This is a genomic window from Stieleria varia (assembly GCF_038443385.1).
Lineage (GTDB): Bacteria > Planctomycetota > Planctomycetia > Pirellulales > Pirellulaceae > Stieleria > Stieleria varia.
Window position 1 is genome coordinate 3,436,514 of record NZ_CP151726.1, and the last position, 18,013, is coordinate 3,454,526.

Below are 18,013 nucleotides of genomic sequence, written 5' to 3' on the forward strand. Positions count from 1 at the left end.
GGCTCACTCGTCCTCCGACGCGTAGATCACTGTATTGAGCGAATTGAGTTGTCGCCCACGCAAGAATCCGACGGGCACACTGCGGTCAATCACATACGTGGACTTGCTGCGTTTATGTTTGCCCGTGTCGTCGACGTACTCGGCCCCGACCGCCCCGGTGATCGGGTCGACGACGAAGTAGCCGATGGTCATTCGGACCATGAACACATTGCTGTGATTGGTCGTCAGGTTCGACAACTTGGCCGCGTTGTGGAATCGGTAGAACGAATCCCTGGCCATGTTTCGATAGAAGACTTCGCCATGTCGATTGATGTGCCTGAACTGTGAGTTCAGTTCCGCTTGGCTGCGTTCGAACAAACCTTTGTTGGCAATCGGCATCCGCAAGTCGACGACCTCTGTCGGGGGCATCGGTGCGGCTGTGGACGCCGGATTGGCATTCGCCCAGCCGACGGAGGTTAACCGACTGCTCGCCGGAACGTCCTCCAATCTCAGCGAAAAGCTGGTGTCAGTATCCACGGCCAGATTGGTTCGTTGAGCATTGGTCATCAGACGTTCGTCAAAGTCTGGATGAGTTCGCATCAATCCCATGTCGTGAGTCCGACGACGTACTCCCAGGCCGTCACCATCCTCCGGTCGCATGAAGCGTTGGACACTCGGAACAGCGGCAGCTTGCGCGGGCGCAAACACACCGGCAAAGCGAGTGGGGTACCGTGCATCCAGTTCTGGATTGAACAGCCAAGCCGGATTGCCAGCGACAACTCGCTGCTGGCTGTCCGCGTACCCTCGTCGGCTTTCGATGAACGCTTTGAACTCGTGCCCGAATCGTGTATCGACCGTGGCCGAGTACAAATCACGCTCGCCGATCAAGCCTGGTTGCCCCAGCAGCCCGACATTCGACACGTCCTCTGGTGCGGGCAAGTCGTTCAGTTCGTAGAAATTGGAGATCCCCCAAGTCAGCGAACGGTAGGTTGATCCACTAGCAAAAAGGTTTGCGCCCGTGTACCAACCATTGGTGGCGTTGTACTCGGTGAAACTGGCCTGACTCGCGTTGGGCCGGTAGGGGCTGTATCGAATCCGTTGACTGAATACCGCCGCCGGGGCACCACTTGTTCCAGGGGCGTTGGGTGCCTCGTTCGCATCCAGGAACTCGTCGGGACCACCGTTGAAACTTGGCCCGCGACGAATGTAGTCACGCATCGTGTTGGGATTGATTCGGCCCGGCTTGCGTTGTCGATCAATGAAATTGAAAGGTGGCTGCAAGATTTCGACCACGCGATTGAACATCGGTGCCCGAACGGCTTCCGCCGGATCATTCGCCGGTACATTGATGTTCACCGTTCGGATCGCTCGCACTTGGTTGGGATCGATCCACTTGGCATCATCGGGTCCAACCGGTCCGATGTTGACGTAGTCAAAGATCTGCTCAAAACCGGCGCGATCGCCCGTGTGATCAGCTACCATGCCAGTTGGCCCTGGAGCGGTCAGTGGCTGGTGATCCGCCGGCCTGTCGAGTGCATATCCTGCTTCAAAACCAAGCAGATGCCTGAAAACATTGACGATTTCGCGGCGTCCGGCGTCCTGTAACAGTGTGCCGGGTGAGAACTGCGTCAACAGCCCGGTACGTGAAGTCGCGGGAACATTCATCAACTCCAGCGGAGACTGATAGTCGCGATCCATCCATGTCGGCAAATTGAGCAAGCATTCGTGTGGATTGCCGACACCGACGAAGAACGAAGTAGCCTTCGGGTGTGTGGAGCGTACCGGGTGTCCGAACTCTCGATTCAGGAAACCGAGCGACTGTCGGAACGGATCCGCCAACGTGTCCACTTGCTGGTTCAGCCTGTACGTCGAGTCCAAGTCGGCAACACCGGTGGCGAGTGCGCCGTTGTCCCACATGGAATCATATTCGTATGGCCAGTACACGCCGGGAATGGTTCCATCGCTGGCATTTCGCAAGACATTGAAACTGGCCGAAAGCGGTGATCGCATGGCCATGGACACGCGTTGAAAATTCGCCAAGCTTGGTGGAGCAGGCGGCGTCACAGGAACGGTTACTTGAGGCATCAACTGGCTGGTCACTCGATCCCGAGTGAAGTCCGGGATCTTGCGACGTGAATCCATTCGCAATGCGGGAGTGAACTGCTGGGTTCCCACGTTGTAATTGCTTTCGTTATCCGGTTGGTCGTCGACCGCGCCATCGCCGTTACGATCGATCAGCGTACGAATGTCTTCTTCGCCATTGAACGTCGTCAGGTCCATCGGCATGAAGTCGACGGTCACATAAGGATTGTCCACTGGATCCCAAGGTGTGGCGGGATCGGCCAATCGTTGTAAGAAAATCGTTCGAACATCTTGATGTGTTCCAACCGCGTTCCAGCCGTTCTGCTCCATGGGAGTACCCGCGACGTGATCGAATGGAACGTCTGGATGAAAGCCATTCCCCGCGTCGTAATCTCGATATCCGTCCTGCAGTGGATAAGGAGTCCCTGCGGTACGAATCTTGTATCCGGGTGCTGGATAGTAAGTCGCGTCGGGCAACGGAGCACTGATATTGAATCCCATGTCCACACGTTCTTCTGGGATCGGTTGTGCGATTGGAGGAGTGATGGGTGTGCCATTGATGTAGGCATCCCACTGAGGATTCGCAGTGCCCGTTTCATTTGGAAAGAGCGATTGTGCGATGATCGGAATCACCGGGCCAACATCGTGATCCGGCAAAGCAGTGGTTTCGTACAAAGGCGTTTGCGGCTGCGTGGGCAGGTCGCCGTGTCCGAAATAGTTCAAACGGAAACGCAAAGCACCTGGCGCTGGAACGTTGTCAAACGCAAAACGCTGATCGGCGGGGTGGTACTCATAGTTGTTCGTTGAGTTGGACATAGTGGTCTGCCCAAGATGAGTGATTGCTCGGGGAGCAACCACCGCATACTGGCCAGGCTCCAGCAAAGGCAATGCGTTCTCCGGTTGTGACAAGTCGCCCGGTGCGGCCGGGTGTCCTTTGCGATAAAAGACATTGTCCCGTCGCATGCCGCTAGATGGATCCGTGATCACTCGCATTGCAACGTCCGGCTGTTGGGTGGTGAACCAAACAAAACGTTCCAAGCGAATCCGATAGTTGCTGCCCGCATCATTGGTCGGATCAAAGTCATCGTCCGCAATCGTGACGAATGCATCGGTACCGGAAAAGCTATTGCGAACCTCTGCCGAGTGTCGAACGACTTCGTTCCATGTGTCAACCTCTGCAGTCACATCCGCCGCTGTACCCCAAGTCCCATTGAGGTAATCAAATTCCTCCGTGCGACCTTGGTTGGCGACCAGCTCACGACCGAGCCGTTCAGCGTCGTAAACCCAACGCGTGCTCTTTTCACGATCGGGCCCGGTGGGCTGTCCAACCGCTAATCGCCAAACAGGGCTGAAGGATGCTCCGCCTCCGACGGTGCGTCCCAGGTCAAGTCTGTTGTTGGTATACAACTCGCGTGGCAAGCTGGGCTGAAATCCAGAGGCAACCAAAGGCGCCATCGCTCGAAGCTCGACATACGTTGAGGCTTGGGGAGTCCGAAACTGATCCATGTCTTCATCCGGTAGATCCGCATCCATGTTGTCGGGATCTTCATCATTGGTCAGTTGACCATCCAACGTGAAGCCTGGATTCATGGGATCCTCTTGCTTCAACAGATTACGCTTCAATCGCTTGTCGTGAAACGACATATTTTCAGTAAGTTCAAGTTCAGGGCGTTCCATTCCCCAGACCGTGTTGTCAGCAGCTGTCGCCAAATCAAAACCGTTTGTGTCGAAGGGATCGGGATCGTATCGCAATCGAGTGCATCGCGAATCGGCATCTCGATAATCCACCGCATTGACCGCCCACTGAGCCAACCTTCGCGCGACATACTGATTCTTGATTTCTATGCTTGTCGTTGTAAGGGTGGGAGGCGGATTGAAGTTCGTCGGATAGGGGAAGTTCGGCACCAGCTCTATCGGACTTGGCGGTGGTGTGGTTGGCGGAGGCTCGACGAGCAATGAGAACATCAAGCAATAAAGATGTCGGGCAAGCAGCTCGTTGCCATCTGGAATCTTGTCGCGGAATCCATCCCCGTTGATGTCTTGTCCAACGTCCAGCACACCATCTCCATCAATGTCGAATCCATCGAAGTCATTCTGCGGCAAAGTGATCGGTGTGTAGTTCGCGTTCACCGCAGCCTGCGACGGGAAGCGGCCGCTGATCATAGGAAACGCGGGTTCAGCGGAAAATCGATTGTTCGGCAAGTTCGGATCTGCTGCACCGGAGGTCGTCGTCAAACGCGTGGCCGTCTCCGCTGATTCATCAACCAAGACAGCTCCACCGGAATCTTGGCCGTTACCCAGCGGGCGATTGAGATTCAACTTGGAACCGCGACGCAGTTCGACCGCCAACATGCGGTCCAAATGCGGCTGCTTCGATCCTGTAGTGTTCATTTTCTGCGCCATCACATGGACCATGCTCAAGGCGCCGATCGTCTCCGGAGTGTCAAACGAACGGCTTTCGGTCGTCAGCAATCGTCGCAGCGCCGGGTTGCGATCCGCTTCATCGCCCAACAATTCCGTCAAACGTCCCGACATGCGACCGGCAGTGACAAAGTCAACATGCTCGCTGATCGTGAACGGAGTATCGTCCCCGCGGACTTCGTCTGACCCAAACTCGTACGGTTGGTTGACGATGTCGTCTGTGCCCAATGGCAATCCACTGCCCACATTCACGCTATTCTCAGCAGCAAATCGAGGATGACCTTGCGCGTCCTTGGCCACCACCATCACAGCGCTCATGTCCATCGGCCTGCCGGCGACACTTGATGGATTGTGCGTGACAGCTTCACGATACGGGAACGGAATGCGTGCGAGCAAATCAGACCCGGGCGCCGCATTGGACAAGTCACCGCTGCCGGGGAATTTTGTGAAGCGTGCCGCGGGGTACAGCGATGGGATGTAACTGTAGATCGGTCCGCCGTAGCGGACATTCATCAAGTTGCCGTAGCGGGTATTCAGATAATTCAGCGCTGTCACCGGGGCGGTCGGTTGTCCGGCACCATCGAGTGATCCCCACGGCAATTGGACTCCCAATTGCGATGCGAATTGCGGTGCCCCCACGCGTCCTTCGTCGAACAGGTGTGAGAAATCAATCTCGGCCGGACCGATCCCGCCACCTTGACCGTGCAACGCCGCCGACTCCATGACGGCAATGAATTCTGGATCGGAGCTGAAACCGTGATAGTTTTGTTTGCGATGACGAAGCTTGGTCAGTTGATGCAAATTGCCTGTGTGATTGAGATTGATCAAACCATCTTGGTCTTCGATCAACGCAGAGACCATCGGTTTGATCAAACGTCCATCGGGTGCCTGCTGTGCCGGCAAACCAAAGTCCGTCCAGATACTGTCGGGCAGCCCGTCGCCGTCGTTGTCAACGTCCCATGGACCGTTGACCAACCAGACTGCCAAGCGATAGATCTGGTTGTGGAGGACTTGGAAATTTGGATTGCTGGTTTCGATGGTTTCGCTGAGGATCGGAACCGAATTGGAACCGGTGAAACCTGGGTTTCCGTCGTACCGCAGTCCATCGCCGTTGAGATCACTGAGTTCAAAGTTAAAGAACAAGTGCTCGAAATTCAGCGGTCGCAAGACGGCGCGGCGCAGACGAGTGACGATGATCTGCAAGCGGGCGGCGTCGTTGGTGTCGCTGCCATCGAGCTCGAAAAAGTTTCGGTTGTTCGGCGGCATTTCGCCTTGGATCACGATCGGCTGATTCAGCAGATAGTTGATCACCGACGGACGATGAAACGCGGGGATGATGTGCTGGCCCAATTGACGGTTCAGTTCAGCCGCGTTGGGACCAAAGTAAATCGTCTGCCCGACGGCGCGACGATGGTCGCTGGGCTGATAAGACAGGAACAGGTTTTCGATGTCTGCAGCGTCCCAAGATTCGTCTTGCTCCGGTGCCTGATTGCCCCCGACCGCCGTCGGTCCCATCAACCTGGCATTGAACTGCAATTCAATGCTCCCCTCAACGTCGGGCAGCGAGACCGCTGGCAGTGTTCCTGTTGCGCTGGATCCCAAACGTGAAATTCCGGTAGCGCCAGCCGGGTTCTGTCCGCGACCGTTGAACTTGGCCCCATTCATCACAAAGCGATAACCGAAGTCATCGGAGTTGGGGTACCCCAGCTCGTCGTACTCGTCCGTCAATCCGTCGCCGTCATCATCAAAATTCGCACGGCCGGGGAGTTGGTCAAAACCGGCGTTGTACAGGAATCGATTGCCATCGGACTGGGGTACTCCTGCGCCCGCAGTGCCAAGATTGGTGCTCGCTACCGTGTACACCTTTTGCAGTTCACCACCGATCTCCAGCAACTCATCAGGCAACTCGGACAAGTCGATCACGACGCATCCGGCCAAATTCGTTTCCTCGGTCGTTCCACCGTTGGCGATACCAAAGTATCTCAGAATCCGAAATGTGTGTCCCTGCAGAGGCCCTTCCTCAAACGTTACCTCACGGCCCGCAAAGACATCGTCCAAAGGCAAAATATCTGTGTCTGACGGAGGTGTCGACAACGCTGCGCCCAATTGAGCTCCACTCGGCCCATCAGAGTGCCAATTCACAAAGTTGGTGGGAAATTTGAAGAGTGTCGATCGAACGGGGCCTCCATTGTTGGGACGCAGCAGCATGCCGCGAGCATATTGAGGCGTCAGCATGCCTCCGCCGCCGTCTCGGTCGTGTCCGACTCGCATGGCGAATCCATCGATCCCGTAGACGTCTTCCAAGAACGAGTTCCCGAACGTCACCGAGCGGTGATCATTGGTTCCTGAAATCAAAGAAATCAACGATAGCTCAGCGGCGTCCCCGGGAAAGAGTTCCGTTTGCCGACGAATGCTGTTCGAGATGGCAGCCTGGTTCGTCCCCGTGCTGAACACGACGTAACTAACAACCAACACGCTGAACAAAGACAACATGCCCAAGACGATCAACAAGACAATCGCGTGGCGTGAGTGACGGTTTCTTCTAGACATTGCAGTGGCATTCCCGCAACTTTCGACCGCAGGACTTTTTTACGCCCCGCATTGCCGTCGATCGTTGCTGTGTTCTGGAAAAGGAAAAGAGCTTCTGTGCTATCGAATTCTCACTTGTGTCAAACAAGTGAACTGGCTGTTCGTCCGTGAATCACAAACGAACTTGAAAGGTCTGTACGCCGATCACGTTGGGCATCAGCACGATCGTCGTGCCGAAATCAGGATGCCCCACGACACTGAAGTCGTAGGCGGGAACATCCGGGTTCAAGTCGGCGGGATAAAAACCACCGTGAGCCGGTCCGTTGGGGTACGGGGGCAAATAGTTCAGTACAGGATCGTAAATCTGAGCTGGATGAAACAACCAGTCAGCACCACGCACGGTGATGGATGTTTCATAAAAGGTTGGATTGGTCGTGTCGTCCAAGGTCGGTTGCTGAGTGACGTTCGTGACCCGGTACCATGCAAACTTCAGCGGCCCGGGAACCGCTGCGGGCTGTGGATAAGGCTTCGTCGCTGGCGGACCACCGACACCTCCCGGCGGGATCGCACCGGGTGCCACCGAATACTCGCGTCGCATCAACAATACCCAATCGCCCGTACCGATCTGTGGATTTGCAAACGCACTGTGGCGATACGTGAATTCGCCACCTCCGCCGCCACGAATCGGTCCAGGTGTGTACGTGACGTAACCGACCGTCTCGTTGGGATAAACCAACTCGTTGGGAGCAGGATTGATCGCATCAGGTGCCGCGGCAGTAAAAGGTGTCAAATTGAATGCGGGATGGTTGCCCGGGTTGGTTCCCAAATTCGCAAATACTTGTCGTGTCGGAGAATAGGAAATCGGCATCGAACTGGGATTGATCAACAGCTCGCGATCACGAAGCGTCACCACCGATGCGTTGAACATGTCGCTGCCGGGAGCGGAACGACTCATCATCACCATCGATGAATACTTGCCGCTGACGGTAGCCCGAGACAGAGACGTGTTCCCGTTGGTGGCTTTGACGAATAGTCCTGGTGCCTTGGTGTTGTCGGTAGCCGCGATGACGGCCAAGTTGTCGGCGCTCCGAGCAGACGAAGCGGCCGATGCGAACGAGGCGATGCTGCCAGCACCATCAAACGGTAACGCCACACGTGGCATGCGAGGACCGTTCCATCCCATCGGTCGACTGAAGGACATCGGCGCCGATGGCGATGCCAAGATCGGCTGATACCCGCTGTCGTAGCACGGAAACAATGTTCGGTCGTATCCGTTGATCTGAGTGTCTGGCATGGACCCGGTGTCGTTACGCAGATTGTCGCCCGCGAACAGGAACCACGGATCGATACAGAACGCATCGGGTGCTTCGGCATACGGCACCGTCACGTAACGCTGACGACTGGTGTTGAAACCCGTGACACTGTTGTTGGCTACGATCAGTCCTTCGACTTTGCCACTGATGCGAGCCAAATCAGCCGACACCCGATTGTTGACTTCCTCCACCGCACGGTCCAAGTCCAACGTTCGCTTGGCATTGCCCGTCGCAACCGGCAAGATGGATGCGATACCCAACAGCCCCACCGTCAGTACACCGATCGCAAAGAGGACTTCCATGATGGAAAGGCCATGACGTGACGATGGTGGGGGAAACATTCTGTGAGTCGACATCGTCGAACCTGACGTTTGAGTTGGTTTGAATTTCATTGCACCACTCCGGCTGTGGTCAGACGACGTGACTGATGCAAACGCGCCCACATCACCGAGCGAGCCGGCGGGCTGGTTCCCAAACCGTAATAAGCACTCAGCTCCGCGATCGATGGCTGGGCAGCGATTGTGCTGAGGGTGACCGCGCCACTGAGTGGCTGAACGCTGACCCACGCACAGTCTGAGTTGGCAAAGTTGGGGACCTTCGTCACCTGCAGTGGCTCCGGTGGCAACGGCAACGCCAATGGCGGATCGTTGGCGCCGTTTGGGAAGACTGTGTTGGGAACCACGTCCGGATACCGAGCACCATCGTCGATGTTGCTCAGCACACCATCGATGTAACCGACATTGAAAGAAATGGTCGTTGCCGGATTGATTCGCAGTCGGCTGACCACGCCACCGACAACCGTATCGGTGTACACCGCATCGACTTGACCCTCCGGTGAAAACATCACCGTGATCGGCCCGAACGCTTGATCTGCTGCAAGATTCTGATTGCCCAAGATCGCCTGAGTACCGAAAGCCATCGGTGCGCTGGCCGGACCGGAGATCGACAAGTCAACGGCAGTCTTGCCCACCAGACTGATCGGCATCAATGGTGCACGGACCGGATTGGCGATGATCTCAAACGGGTACGGTTGACCCAGTTGCAAATCGCCCGGGATCGCATACGTGGGAAAATAACCCGCGTTGTTGAACTCGACGACCGTGCCCTGGATCGGTGCCGGTGGTGCGACCGTGTTGTCGATCGCCCAAGACGGCAACTGACCCGAAAAGTACGGAGTCAGATCAGAATCGATCAGTCGGGTGATCTCAAAGATGCTGCCTGAACGGCCCACCGACATCTTCGTTCCCGCACTCAGAATCCGATCCGCCCCGTTGGCTCCCCTGGCAGCGACGTTTAGCACGCCCGCACTGACACGTGGGATAAAGAATCGCTGAGGTTGGTTGGCACTCGAGTTTCCGATGAAGATATAAGCAGCCGATTCCTCCAAGTCGCCACGGTACAGCAATGGCGTCTGCACGTAATACAAACGCGATGCGTAGTTGGCGTTGAAAAAGTTCAACTGCGCCGGAGTCCCCGCGCCGATCGTGTCACGTTGTCGCTCGATCACAACTCCGAAAGGACGACCGGTTCGGATCGCCTGTGCGCGGGCATTCAAGAAAGCGCCTTTGACCACCGCAGCAGCTCGCGCGACGATGTTCTGGCGCAATGCATCTTTGACCGATGGCAACGCGATCGCCGTCAACACCACGGCGATGGTCAGTGCGACCAGCAGTTCGACAAGCGTGAATCCGCGAACGGTTTGTTTTGGTTGGCGATTCATTAGAAGCCCACATCCAGAGAAGAAATGTTGTCCGCAGCGAAATCGCGATCGACCGGACCGATGAAACCACCGGCCACCCCAAAACTCCCCAAACCTCCGCCCTGTCTGGCCACGTCGACTTCGCCCAGTGGGATTGATGTCCCGGCCGTTCCACTGTCCGTGATCCCGTAATCGGGATAGGCATTTTGCGCGTAGGCTTGACTGGAAACGTTGTAGAACGGATCGGGATAGCGGAACGCCATCGGTGCGGCTGTTCGCGTGTCGATGTACAACGGAGTCAAACGTCCCGGTGCATCCCAGGTCACAACGGACGTGCTGAAGCTGTCGTTCACGCCGTCTGGATTCTCGTTGGCATTGAGGAAGAATGATCTGGTCAATCCAAAATCACCGTCCGGTCCAGCGCTGATCACGGCTGGCGGTAAGTAGATTGGATGAAAGCTTTGATCAGGTGCCAGCGAGTATCGAAAATCTGCGACGAGGAAATCCATCGGATCGGGATCGACGGGGAACTGTGCGAATAAGTTGGCACCACCGGGGCGGTAGTTCTTGACCGCTCCGCTGGCGATTCCGATCGGATTACGGATGAAGTCGTAGGGACGTCCCCATGGATCAACGATTTCCGGAATCCGGTCACCATCCAGGTTTGCGATGGCACTCTTGGGCAGCTTGTCGATCGCTCGTTCACCGAACAATTCTGTCGTGGCCAAAATCAGGTACAAACACTCCGCAGACTCGTGCTCACGTGTCCAGTTGATGTAGGGAGCACGGGGATTGGGGTTCGTCGAAACTTCGGGCGACTCCAATGCCAATCGGTACGGGTTGTTCGGAGGACCCGGAGGAGTTCCCGCCACGCGATTGGAGTTGAACAATGCGATGGCATCGATATCCGGCTGAGACGTTGGTGACCACGCCGATCCGGACGCGAGTTGATACGCATTGTCTGCTTCTTCGGCCGTTCGCAATCCGGCCAGTGTCCGCATCTGGTTCCATTGGCTCGGCGGACGAAGCTGGGCGACGTTGGCAACCCAACCCTGTACAAACCGAGGTGAACCCGACGGATTATTCGGTGGATAGGTTCGATAGACAAAGCTTCTGTACTGCAAACTCGCCGGCGGGTACAACAGATCCGCCCGACAACACGGCATCGTCATCCGCATCAAGTCACGACGAGCCAACATGATCATCCGGCTGCGGTCGGTTGCGGCCACATCGCGACTGATGGGCAAGGGAATCGGCTCAATGATCGTCGGTGCACTCGGACTTGATCGATCCGGTCCGTACAACAATTCCAGCTTGGACAACGAAACTTCGTTCGCCCGAGTCTGCAACAACTGACCGATCGTTATCACCTCCGTTTGAGCACGCTTGATCCGGGCATCCGTTGCCGCCGACGCGAGGGCCAGCGAAAGCATTCCGGCGAGACTGACCATCAACGTGATCACCACCAACAGTTCCACCAAGGTGAAACCGCGACGGCGATCACGCCGCGTCGATTCGTCGATCATTCTCAATGCTTGGTTCATGGTCTTGGTCAATCGTTGGTGTCCAGGCGTTAGGACCGTCTGTCTGAGTCGCCCAGTCGCTTAAGTTTTTTTCTTGCCCCTACCAGCTCGACGCGCAAGCGAGTGAATCATCACCCAGCACATCAATTCACTCGCTTGCGCGTCGTGCTGGTATTTTGCGGTCAATTCATCGTTCAATCTCGTGTCTATGGCGGGCGAAGTCTTTCGACGCCTACTCGTCATTTCGCCCACTCCATCCTCTATCAAATCAGGGCAGCTTGCCGATCAGTTCGCCTTCGCTGAAATTCGTCATGTTGTCGACGAACACGTTTTCTTCGTTCGGAAATGGGCCGGTGATGTCGTAGCGACTGATTCCGCCTCGCATCAAACCGCTGGGTGACGATTGCGTGGGGTCCAAGCAGATCATGCGACCTGTCGGAAACTGGTAGTAAGCCGGTAGATTGTCGGTTGCATTGCCAACGTTTGATCCCGAAGCCTGGCGTGGACCGTCGAAATCCATGATGGGACCGAAGCGTCCGTCCAGGCCGGGCGAAAGGACTTGGAAGGTTCGTGGATTGACAAACTCCCAAGCTCGCGAAGCCGCGGCGAACGATCCGTAGGCACTCGATGGTGGCGGGACCGGCGTCTCGGAATACATCGGGCGAACACCATCGGGGTCGTCGTTTCCGTCGATGTACCTCAAATACATATTGGTGACCTGAGCTGCCCCGGCTTGCGACGCGTTGGCGTAGGTGCGTGAATCGAAATAAACCGCTGGGCTGGCGTTTTCCCGTAGCACATAGGTTGGAAAAACATCAGGCGTGCTCAAGACAGCACCCAGACCGTAACTCGGGTTGACTTCGTCGGTGCTGATCGTGCGATTGGCAAAACTGATCGCAGCGGACGGATCGAACGTCGCGATTCCGAGACGCTCCGGTTCAAAAGTGACCAGTGGTGCGTTTCGTGTCGGGTTGTATTGATAGAATGCCGGATCGGTGGGGTCATCCGATGCACTGCCAAAGAAAAGCAGAGGACCGCCGGTTCCGGTGAAGGGTCGTTGCGGGTCAGCGCTGAAACCGCCCAACGACCACACCAGGGCTTCTGCCCGATCGATCACGCTCATCCCCGTGGGAATCGTGCCCGCCCCTGCAGCAATCAGAATGTTGTCGCCCCAGACGGCGCCATTGCCGGCCTGCATTTGAGCGGCGGTGTTGTCCGCGATGCTGTCACCTAAACGGAACAGCAACGTGATCTCGGATTGCTGAATATCGGGAAACACCTTGCGATAATGACGCTCGACCACATTGAAATCTGAGAAATCAGGCGGGTAATCACCGAATTTGAGTTTGTAATTCTCGATGCCCTCACTGATCACATTTAGCTCCGCGTTCATCGCCGCCTTTCGGGCTGTTTTCAACGCGATGTTGATTGCCGGGATGGCAATGCCGGCAAGCACACCGATCACTGTGATCACCACCAGCAATTCCACCAAGGTAAAGCCGGACCTCGAAGCTCCCATAACGGCTGCACCGGAGCGAGCAGGTCCACTGGAGCGAACGGGTCCACCAGAGCGATGGGGCCTTCGCCGTGTCGGATGGTTCAGTGCGGTTGTTTGGGAAGCATTCATTTGAGTACCAGACCCCTTCTGACGTCTGCGGTTGATTGGCGACGTGCTGATTGGATGAGTGAAGTGGAGGGTGAAGGTAATGGGAAGTGTTCAGTCGCTCGCCACCGTCGGCGAGCGACACAAAAAACTCAAGAGCTCAACGAGGTGATCAATGAGATCAACGGCATGAACAAACTGACGACGATGAAACCGACCGATGCACCGAGGAACACGATCATCAACGGTTCGATCAACGATGTCAGGCTGTCGGTCATCGTCCGGACTTCTTCGTCGTACGTGTCAGCGACCTTGTAGAGCATGGTGTCCAGTTCCCCGGTTTCTTCACCGACGTCGACCATGTTGACGACCAAGTCATCGACGATCCGTGACTTGATTTTCATCAGGTAGAACAGGATGCCGAAAACGATCCCCAGCAAAATCATGTAGCCCGACAACATGGTCAACTGCTGCACCATCGTACCGTCATCCAGCTTCGTTCCCGAAGCCGTCAAAGCGACCGATGCCAGCAGGACTCCGGGGAACGATGCGAACAGGGCAAAAAAGAACGCGGCCATCGGGTGGAAACCCAACTGGCTGTGTTCGGCCAGCGGTTTGCTGATCACCTCACCCTCACGGATGGCTTCGTTGACCTTGGTGTACAACCTCTCGAACACCGCGTTGCCCGCGGTCTCCCGGGTGATATTGATGGCTTCCAAAATCGGCACACCGCTGGACACCAGCGTTCCCAACGTCCGGGTCGTTCTGGCCATGATGTTCTTTTCGATCAGCGATCCGAACACGGGCACCCGAATGATGAACGCGTCGAACCCGTTCCGCCCGTGACGGAATTTCTTGGCCAGTTTGACGATGATCAACAACAGGATGGGCATCACGATCAACAAGAACCAATAGTCAGCGACGTAGTTTGACATCGCGATCAGCAACACCGTGGGCACCGGCAGTTTCAGTTCGAACTCGTCGAACATCTTTTCGAACGTCGGCACGATGAAGATCATGATCCCGGTCAGAATCAACACGGCGACCATCGAAACGATGATCGGGTAGATCAACGCGCCCTTGACCTTTCGCTTGAGCGATTCGGCCCGTTCCATGAAGTCCGCTAGACGTTGCAGAATGGTCTCCAACGCACCCCCGGCCTCACCGGCTTTGATCATGTTGACGTACAAGCGGCTGAACACCTTGGGCGATTTCGCCATCGCTTCGCTGAGCGTCGAACCGCTTTCGATCTCCTCGCAAACGTCCATCAACGCGAACTTGAGCTTGCCCGGTTTTTGGTTGTTCTCCAAGATTTTGAGGCTACGCAGAATCGGCAACCCGGCGTCTTGCAGAATGGACAACTGACGCGTGAACGCGGTGATGTGCTTGGTCTTTGCACCGCCGAGTGAGAACCCACGCTTCTTCTTAGCCGCCTTGCCGGCCGCGGCTTGTTTCTTGACGGAGATCTTCGTGACGAAGTACCCCATCTGCCGAATCGTGGTTTGCGCTTCTTCCTCGTTCGCGGCGTCGATCTCGTCCCGGATCTCCTGACCGCCGGCGTCCATCGCTTCGAATTGATAAGTCGGCATAGGAAGTCTTCACTCAAAAATTGTCAAAATGGAATGTCTCAGTTGGATGTGAGCCGTGGGCCGTAAGGCACCGGGCATCACGCTCAGTTGTCCGTGAGCCGTAAGGCACCGGGCCATCACACACTGCCCGGCCGCTTACGCGTCGCGGCTCACTCTTTGCATCTAATCCTGTACTGTCTCTCGGATCACTTCCTCGACGGTCGTGATCCCGTCACTTACCAATTTCATACCGAACGTACGCAGGGTGATCATCCCGCCCCGCTCGGCTTCGTCACGCAACTCGTCGGTGGACGCGTTGCCCATGATCATTTCGCGGATCGTATCGTTGAGCAACATCAGCTCGAACAAAGCGATCCGGCCTTTGTAACCCGTGTTGTTGCACTGGTCGCATCCGGCACCCTTAAAGAAGTTCATGTTTTCAACTTCGTCTCGCCTCATGCCCAACTCATACAACATCGACGTGTTGACCTTGGTCTCCTCGCGACACTTTGTACAGATCCGGCGCACCAATCGTTGAGCCAAGATGGCTTCCACGGTCGCACAGATCATGAAAGTCGGAATCCCCATGTCCTTCAGGCGGGTCACGGTGGCCGGTGCACTGTTAGTGTGCAACGTGCTGAACACGAGGTGTCCCGTCAGGGCGGCTTGGATGGCAATCTCGCCCGTCTCCAAGTCACGGATCTCGCCGACCAAAATTGTGTCGGGGTCCTGTCGCAAAATCGCCCGCAGGCAACTGGCAAAGGTCACGCCGACGTCGGTGTCGATTGGGATTTGGATGATGCCGTCGATGTCATACTCGACCGGGTCCTCCGTCGTGATCAATTTGTCCTTGATGTCGTTCATCTCGGAAAGCGACGAGTACAACGTCGTCGTCTTTCCGCTACCCGTCGGCCCGGTCACCAAAATGATCCCGTTGGGCCGGTCGATGGCCTTGCGAAACGCCGACATGGTCGCTTCGTCCATCCCGACGTTCTCGAGACTCAGGTTCACCACGCTACGGTCCAACACCCGCATGACGACGCTCTCGCCGAAAATCGTCGGCAACACGCTGACTCGCAAGTCGACCGGGTGACCACCGACCATCAACTCGATCCGACCGTCCTGAGGCAAACGTCGCTCGGCGATGTCCAAGTTCGCCATCACCTTGATCCGCGTCGTGATCGCGAATGCGAGGTGACGTGGCGGCGGCACCATCTCGTACAGCACACCTTCTGCTTTGATGCGAATCCGGAACTCGTCTTCGAACGGCTCAAAGTGGATGTCGCTGGCGTGATCCTTGATCGCCAACAGCAACACCATGTTCAACAGTTTTCGAACCGGAGCGGAGTCCGCCAACGCTTCGGCGTCGGTGATGTTGAACTTCTCCGATTCCAAGGCAGAGATCGCCGCCTTCAGCTCCTCGTCTTCGGCCAGCTCCGCGACCAGTTTCTCGACGCTCTCGGACTCGCTGTCGTAATAACGTGTCAACGTTGTTTGCACGTCGCGCTCGGTCGCGATCACGACATCGATGCTGTACCCCAAGAACGTCCGCAACTCGTCTTGAACGCTCAAGTTCTGTGGGTCGCAAGTTGCCACCGTCAACGTCGTGCCGTCGAAACGGATCGGAACGACGCGGTACAACTGCGCCATCGTTTCCGTGATCGTTTCCAAAACGTCTGGGGGCAACTCGACGTCTTCCAGCGAAACCGTCTGCATTCCCAGTTGCTCACCGAGCGCCTGAATGAGCTGATCTTCGGTGATCAACTGCATGTCTTCAGCGATCTTACCGAACAACGCACCCGGCTGCTGTTCTTGCTCCTCCAGAACAACCTCCAGTTGCTCGTCGGTCAAGAAACCAAGGTCGACCAGAATCTGTCCGATACGACGTGGTGCCATGGGGATTGCCTAATAAAGTGATGTGAGTGTGTAGGGGCGCAGGCCTTGGGCCTGTCGGGGTTTTGGTGGCAGGCTGAAAGCCTGCCCCACATTGCTATTCTTCAGGTACCGGAATGGGCGAATCGTCCAGTCCACGCCGGGCTTGCACGATCCGTTTGGCCAAGTCATCGGGCCGGTGTGCTTTGCCCAAGACTTCTTCCACCGTCACCCGCTCTGCTTTCCAGTGATCGAACAGGGCGTCGTCCATCAACTGCATCCCGAACTTCGCACCGGTTTGCATCGCACTGTTGATTCGGAAGGTTTTGTTTTCACGGATCAAGTTCGAAACGCCGGCGGTCACCACCAACACTTCGTAGGCAGCCACCCGGCCGCCGCCGATTCGCGGAAGTAGTGTCTGCGCCACCACACCGATCAGAGTGCTGGCAAGCTGTGTGCGAATCTGGTCCTGCAAGTTCCCCGGGAAAGCGTCGATGATCCGGTTGACCGTGCCTTGGGCGCTGTTGGTGTGCAAAGTGCCGAACACCACGTGCCCGGTTTCCGCCGCACTGATGGCCGCTTCGATGGTCTCCAAATCGCGAAGCTCGCCGACGAGAATCACGTCGGGGTCCTGACGCAATGCACGGCGGATCGCTTCGGAGAAACTCGGCACGTCCACGCCAACTTCACGTTGGTTGATCGTGCTCATCTTGTGATCGTGGTAAAACTCGATCGGGTCTTCGATCGTGATGATGTGGTGGTCCACCGTTTCGTTGAGCAAGTTGATCAAACTCGCCAGCGTCGTACTTTTGCCCGACCCCGTCGGCCCCGTCACCAGGAACAGTCCCCGCGGTCGGTGAACCAGCTTGACCACCACCTCCGGCAAGCCCAACTGCTCCGGCGTCAACTTGTCATTGGGAATCTGACGCAGCACCATCGAGATGAAACCGCGTTGCTTGAATACCGAAACGCGAAATCGAGCTTGGTCGCCAAACGCGAAACCAAAGTCCGTGCTACCCGCCTCCTGCAACTCCCGCTGGCAGCGTTCCGGCGTGATGCTCTTCATCAGCGAGACCGCGTCCTCCGCCTCCAGAGTCTTGGTCTCCAGCTTTCGCATCCGACCGTGCAACCGGAATACCGGAGGCTGTCCGACCACGATGTGAATGTCGCTCACACCCTGCTTGATCGCCGCCTGCAGCAGCTTGTCGATAAGTACGGTTGCCATGATTTCTCCCCGCAAGCAGATGCTACGGAACTAAGTGAGCAAACGGTTGTTTCATCACTAGGCTGCTGTCGTCCCAGCGGAACGTGGGCCATAGGATGGAATGGATATGGATAAGTTATTCGATGCCCCCCATTTGGTGAGCAGTCGTTATTTTTCGAATTCGTTGCTTTGAAAGACAAGGCCGGGCCTGGGGGCCGGG

General features: G+C 56.4%; 8 protein-coding genes. All 8 read right to left on the reverse strand.

Features of this window, described 5'->3' with window-relative positions:
* Positions 1-3: 3 nt before the first annotated feature.
* Positions 4-7,032 (reverse strand): hypothetical protein, encoded by a 7,029-nt coding sequence (locus tag Pla52nx_RS11385; protein ID WP_146517842.1) that lies wholly within the window; start codon positions 7,030-7,032, stop codon positions 4-6.
* Between the two features lie 151 nt (positions 7,033-7,183).
* Positions 7,184-8,716, reverse strand: a complete 1,533-nt coding sequence (locus Pla52nx_RS11390) for a type IV pilus modification PilV family protein (protein WP_231741578.1) — start codon at positions 8,714-8,716, stop codon at positions 7,184-7,186.
* Positions 8,713-10,044, reverse strand: a complete 1,332-nt coding sequence (locus tag Pla52nx_RS11395) for a pilus assembly FimT family protein (protein ID WP_146517840.1) — start codon at positions 10,042-10,044, stop codon at positions 8,713-8,715. The genes Pla52nx_RS11390 and Pla52nx_RS11395 overlap by 4 nt, the downstream gene beginning before the upstream one ends.
* Positions 10,044-11,567, reverse strand: a complete 1,524-nt coding sequence (locus Pla52nx_RS11400; RefSeq protein WP_197454170.1) for a type II secretion system protein — start codon at positions 11,565-11,567, stop codon at positions 10,044-10,046. Before Pla52nx_RS11400 ends, Pla52nx_RS11395 begins: the two co-directional genes overlap by 1 nt.
* 247 nt (positions 11,568-11,814) lie before the next feature.
* A complete protein-coding gene (locus Pla52nx_RS11405) occupies positions 11,815-13,173 on the reverse strand; it encodes a type II secretion system protein (protein WP_146517839.1) in 1,359 nt (452 codons plus the stop codon).
* Positions 13,174-13,301: 128 nt separating this feature from the next.
* Positions 13,302-14,738, reverse strand: coding sequence for a type II secretion system F family protein (locus tag Pla52nx_RS11410; RefSeq protein WP_146517838.1), 1,437 nt, complete (start codon positions 14,736-14,738; stop codon positions 13,302-13,304).
* A gap of 162 nt (positions 14,739-14,900) precedes the next feature.
* Positions 14,901-16,613: a GspE/PulE family protein gene (locus Pla52nx_RS11415; RefSeq protein WP_146517837.1), complete on the reverse strand. Its 1,713-nt coding sequence runs from the start codon at positions 16,611-16,613 to the stop codon at positions 14,901-14,903.
* 94 nt (positions 16,614-16,707) lie between these two features.
* Entirely contained in the window at positions 16,708-17,814 is a 1,107-nt protein-coding gene (locus tag Pla52nx_RS11420) for a type IV pilus twitching motility protein PilT (protein WP_146517836.1), read from the reverse strand.
* Between the last annotated feature and the right edge of the window lie 199 nt (positions 17,815-18,013).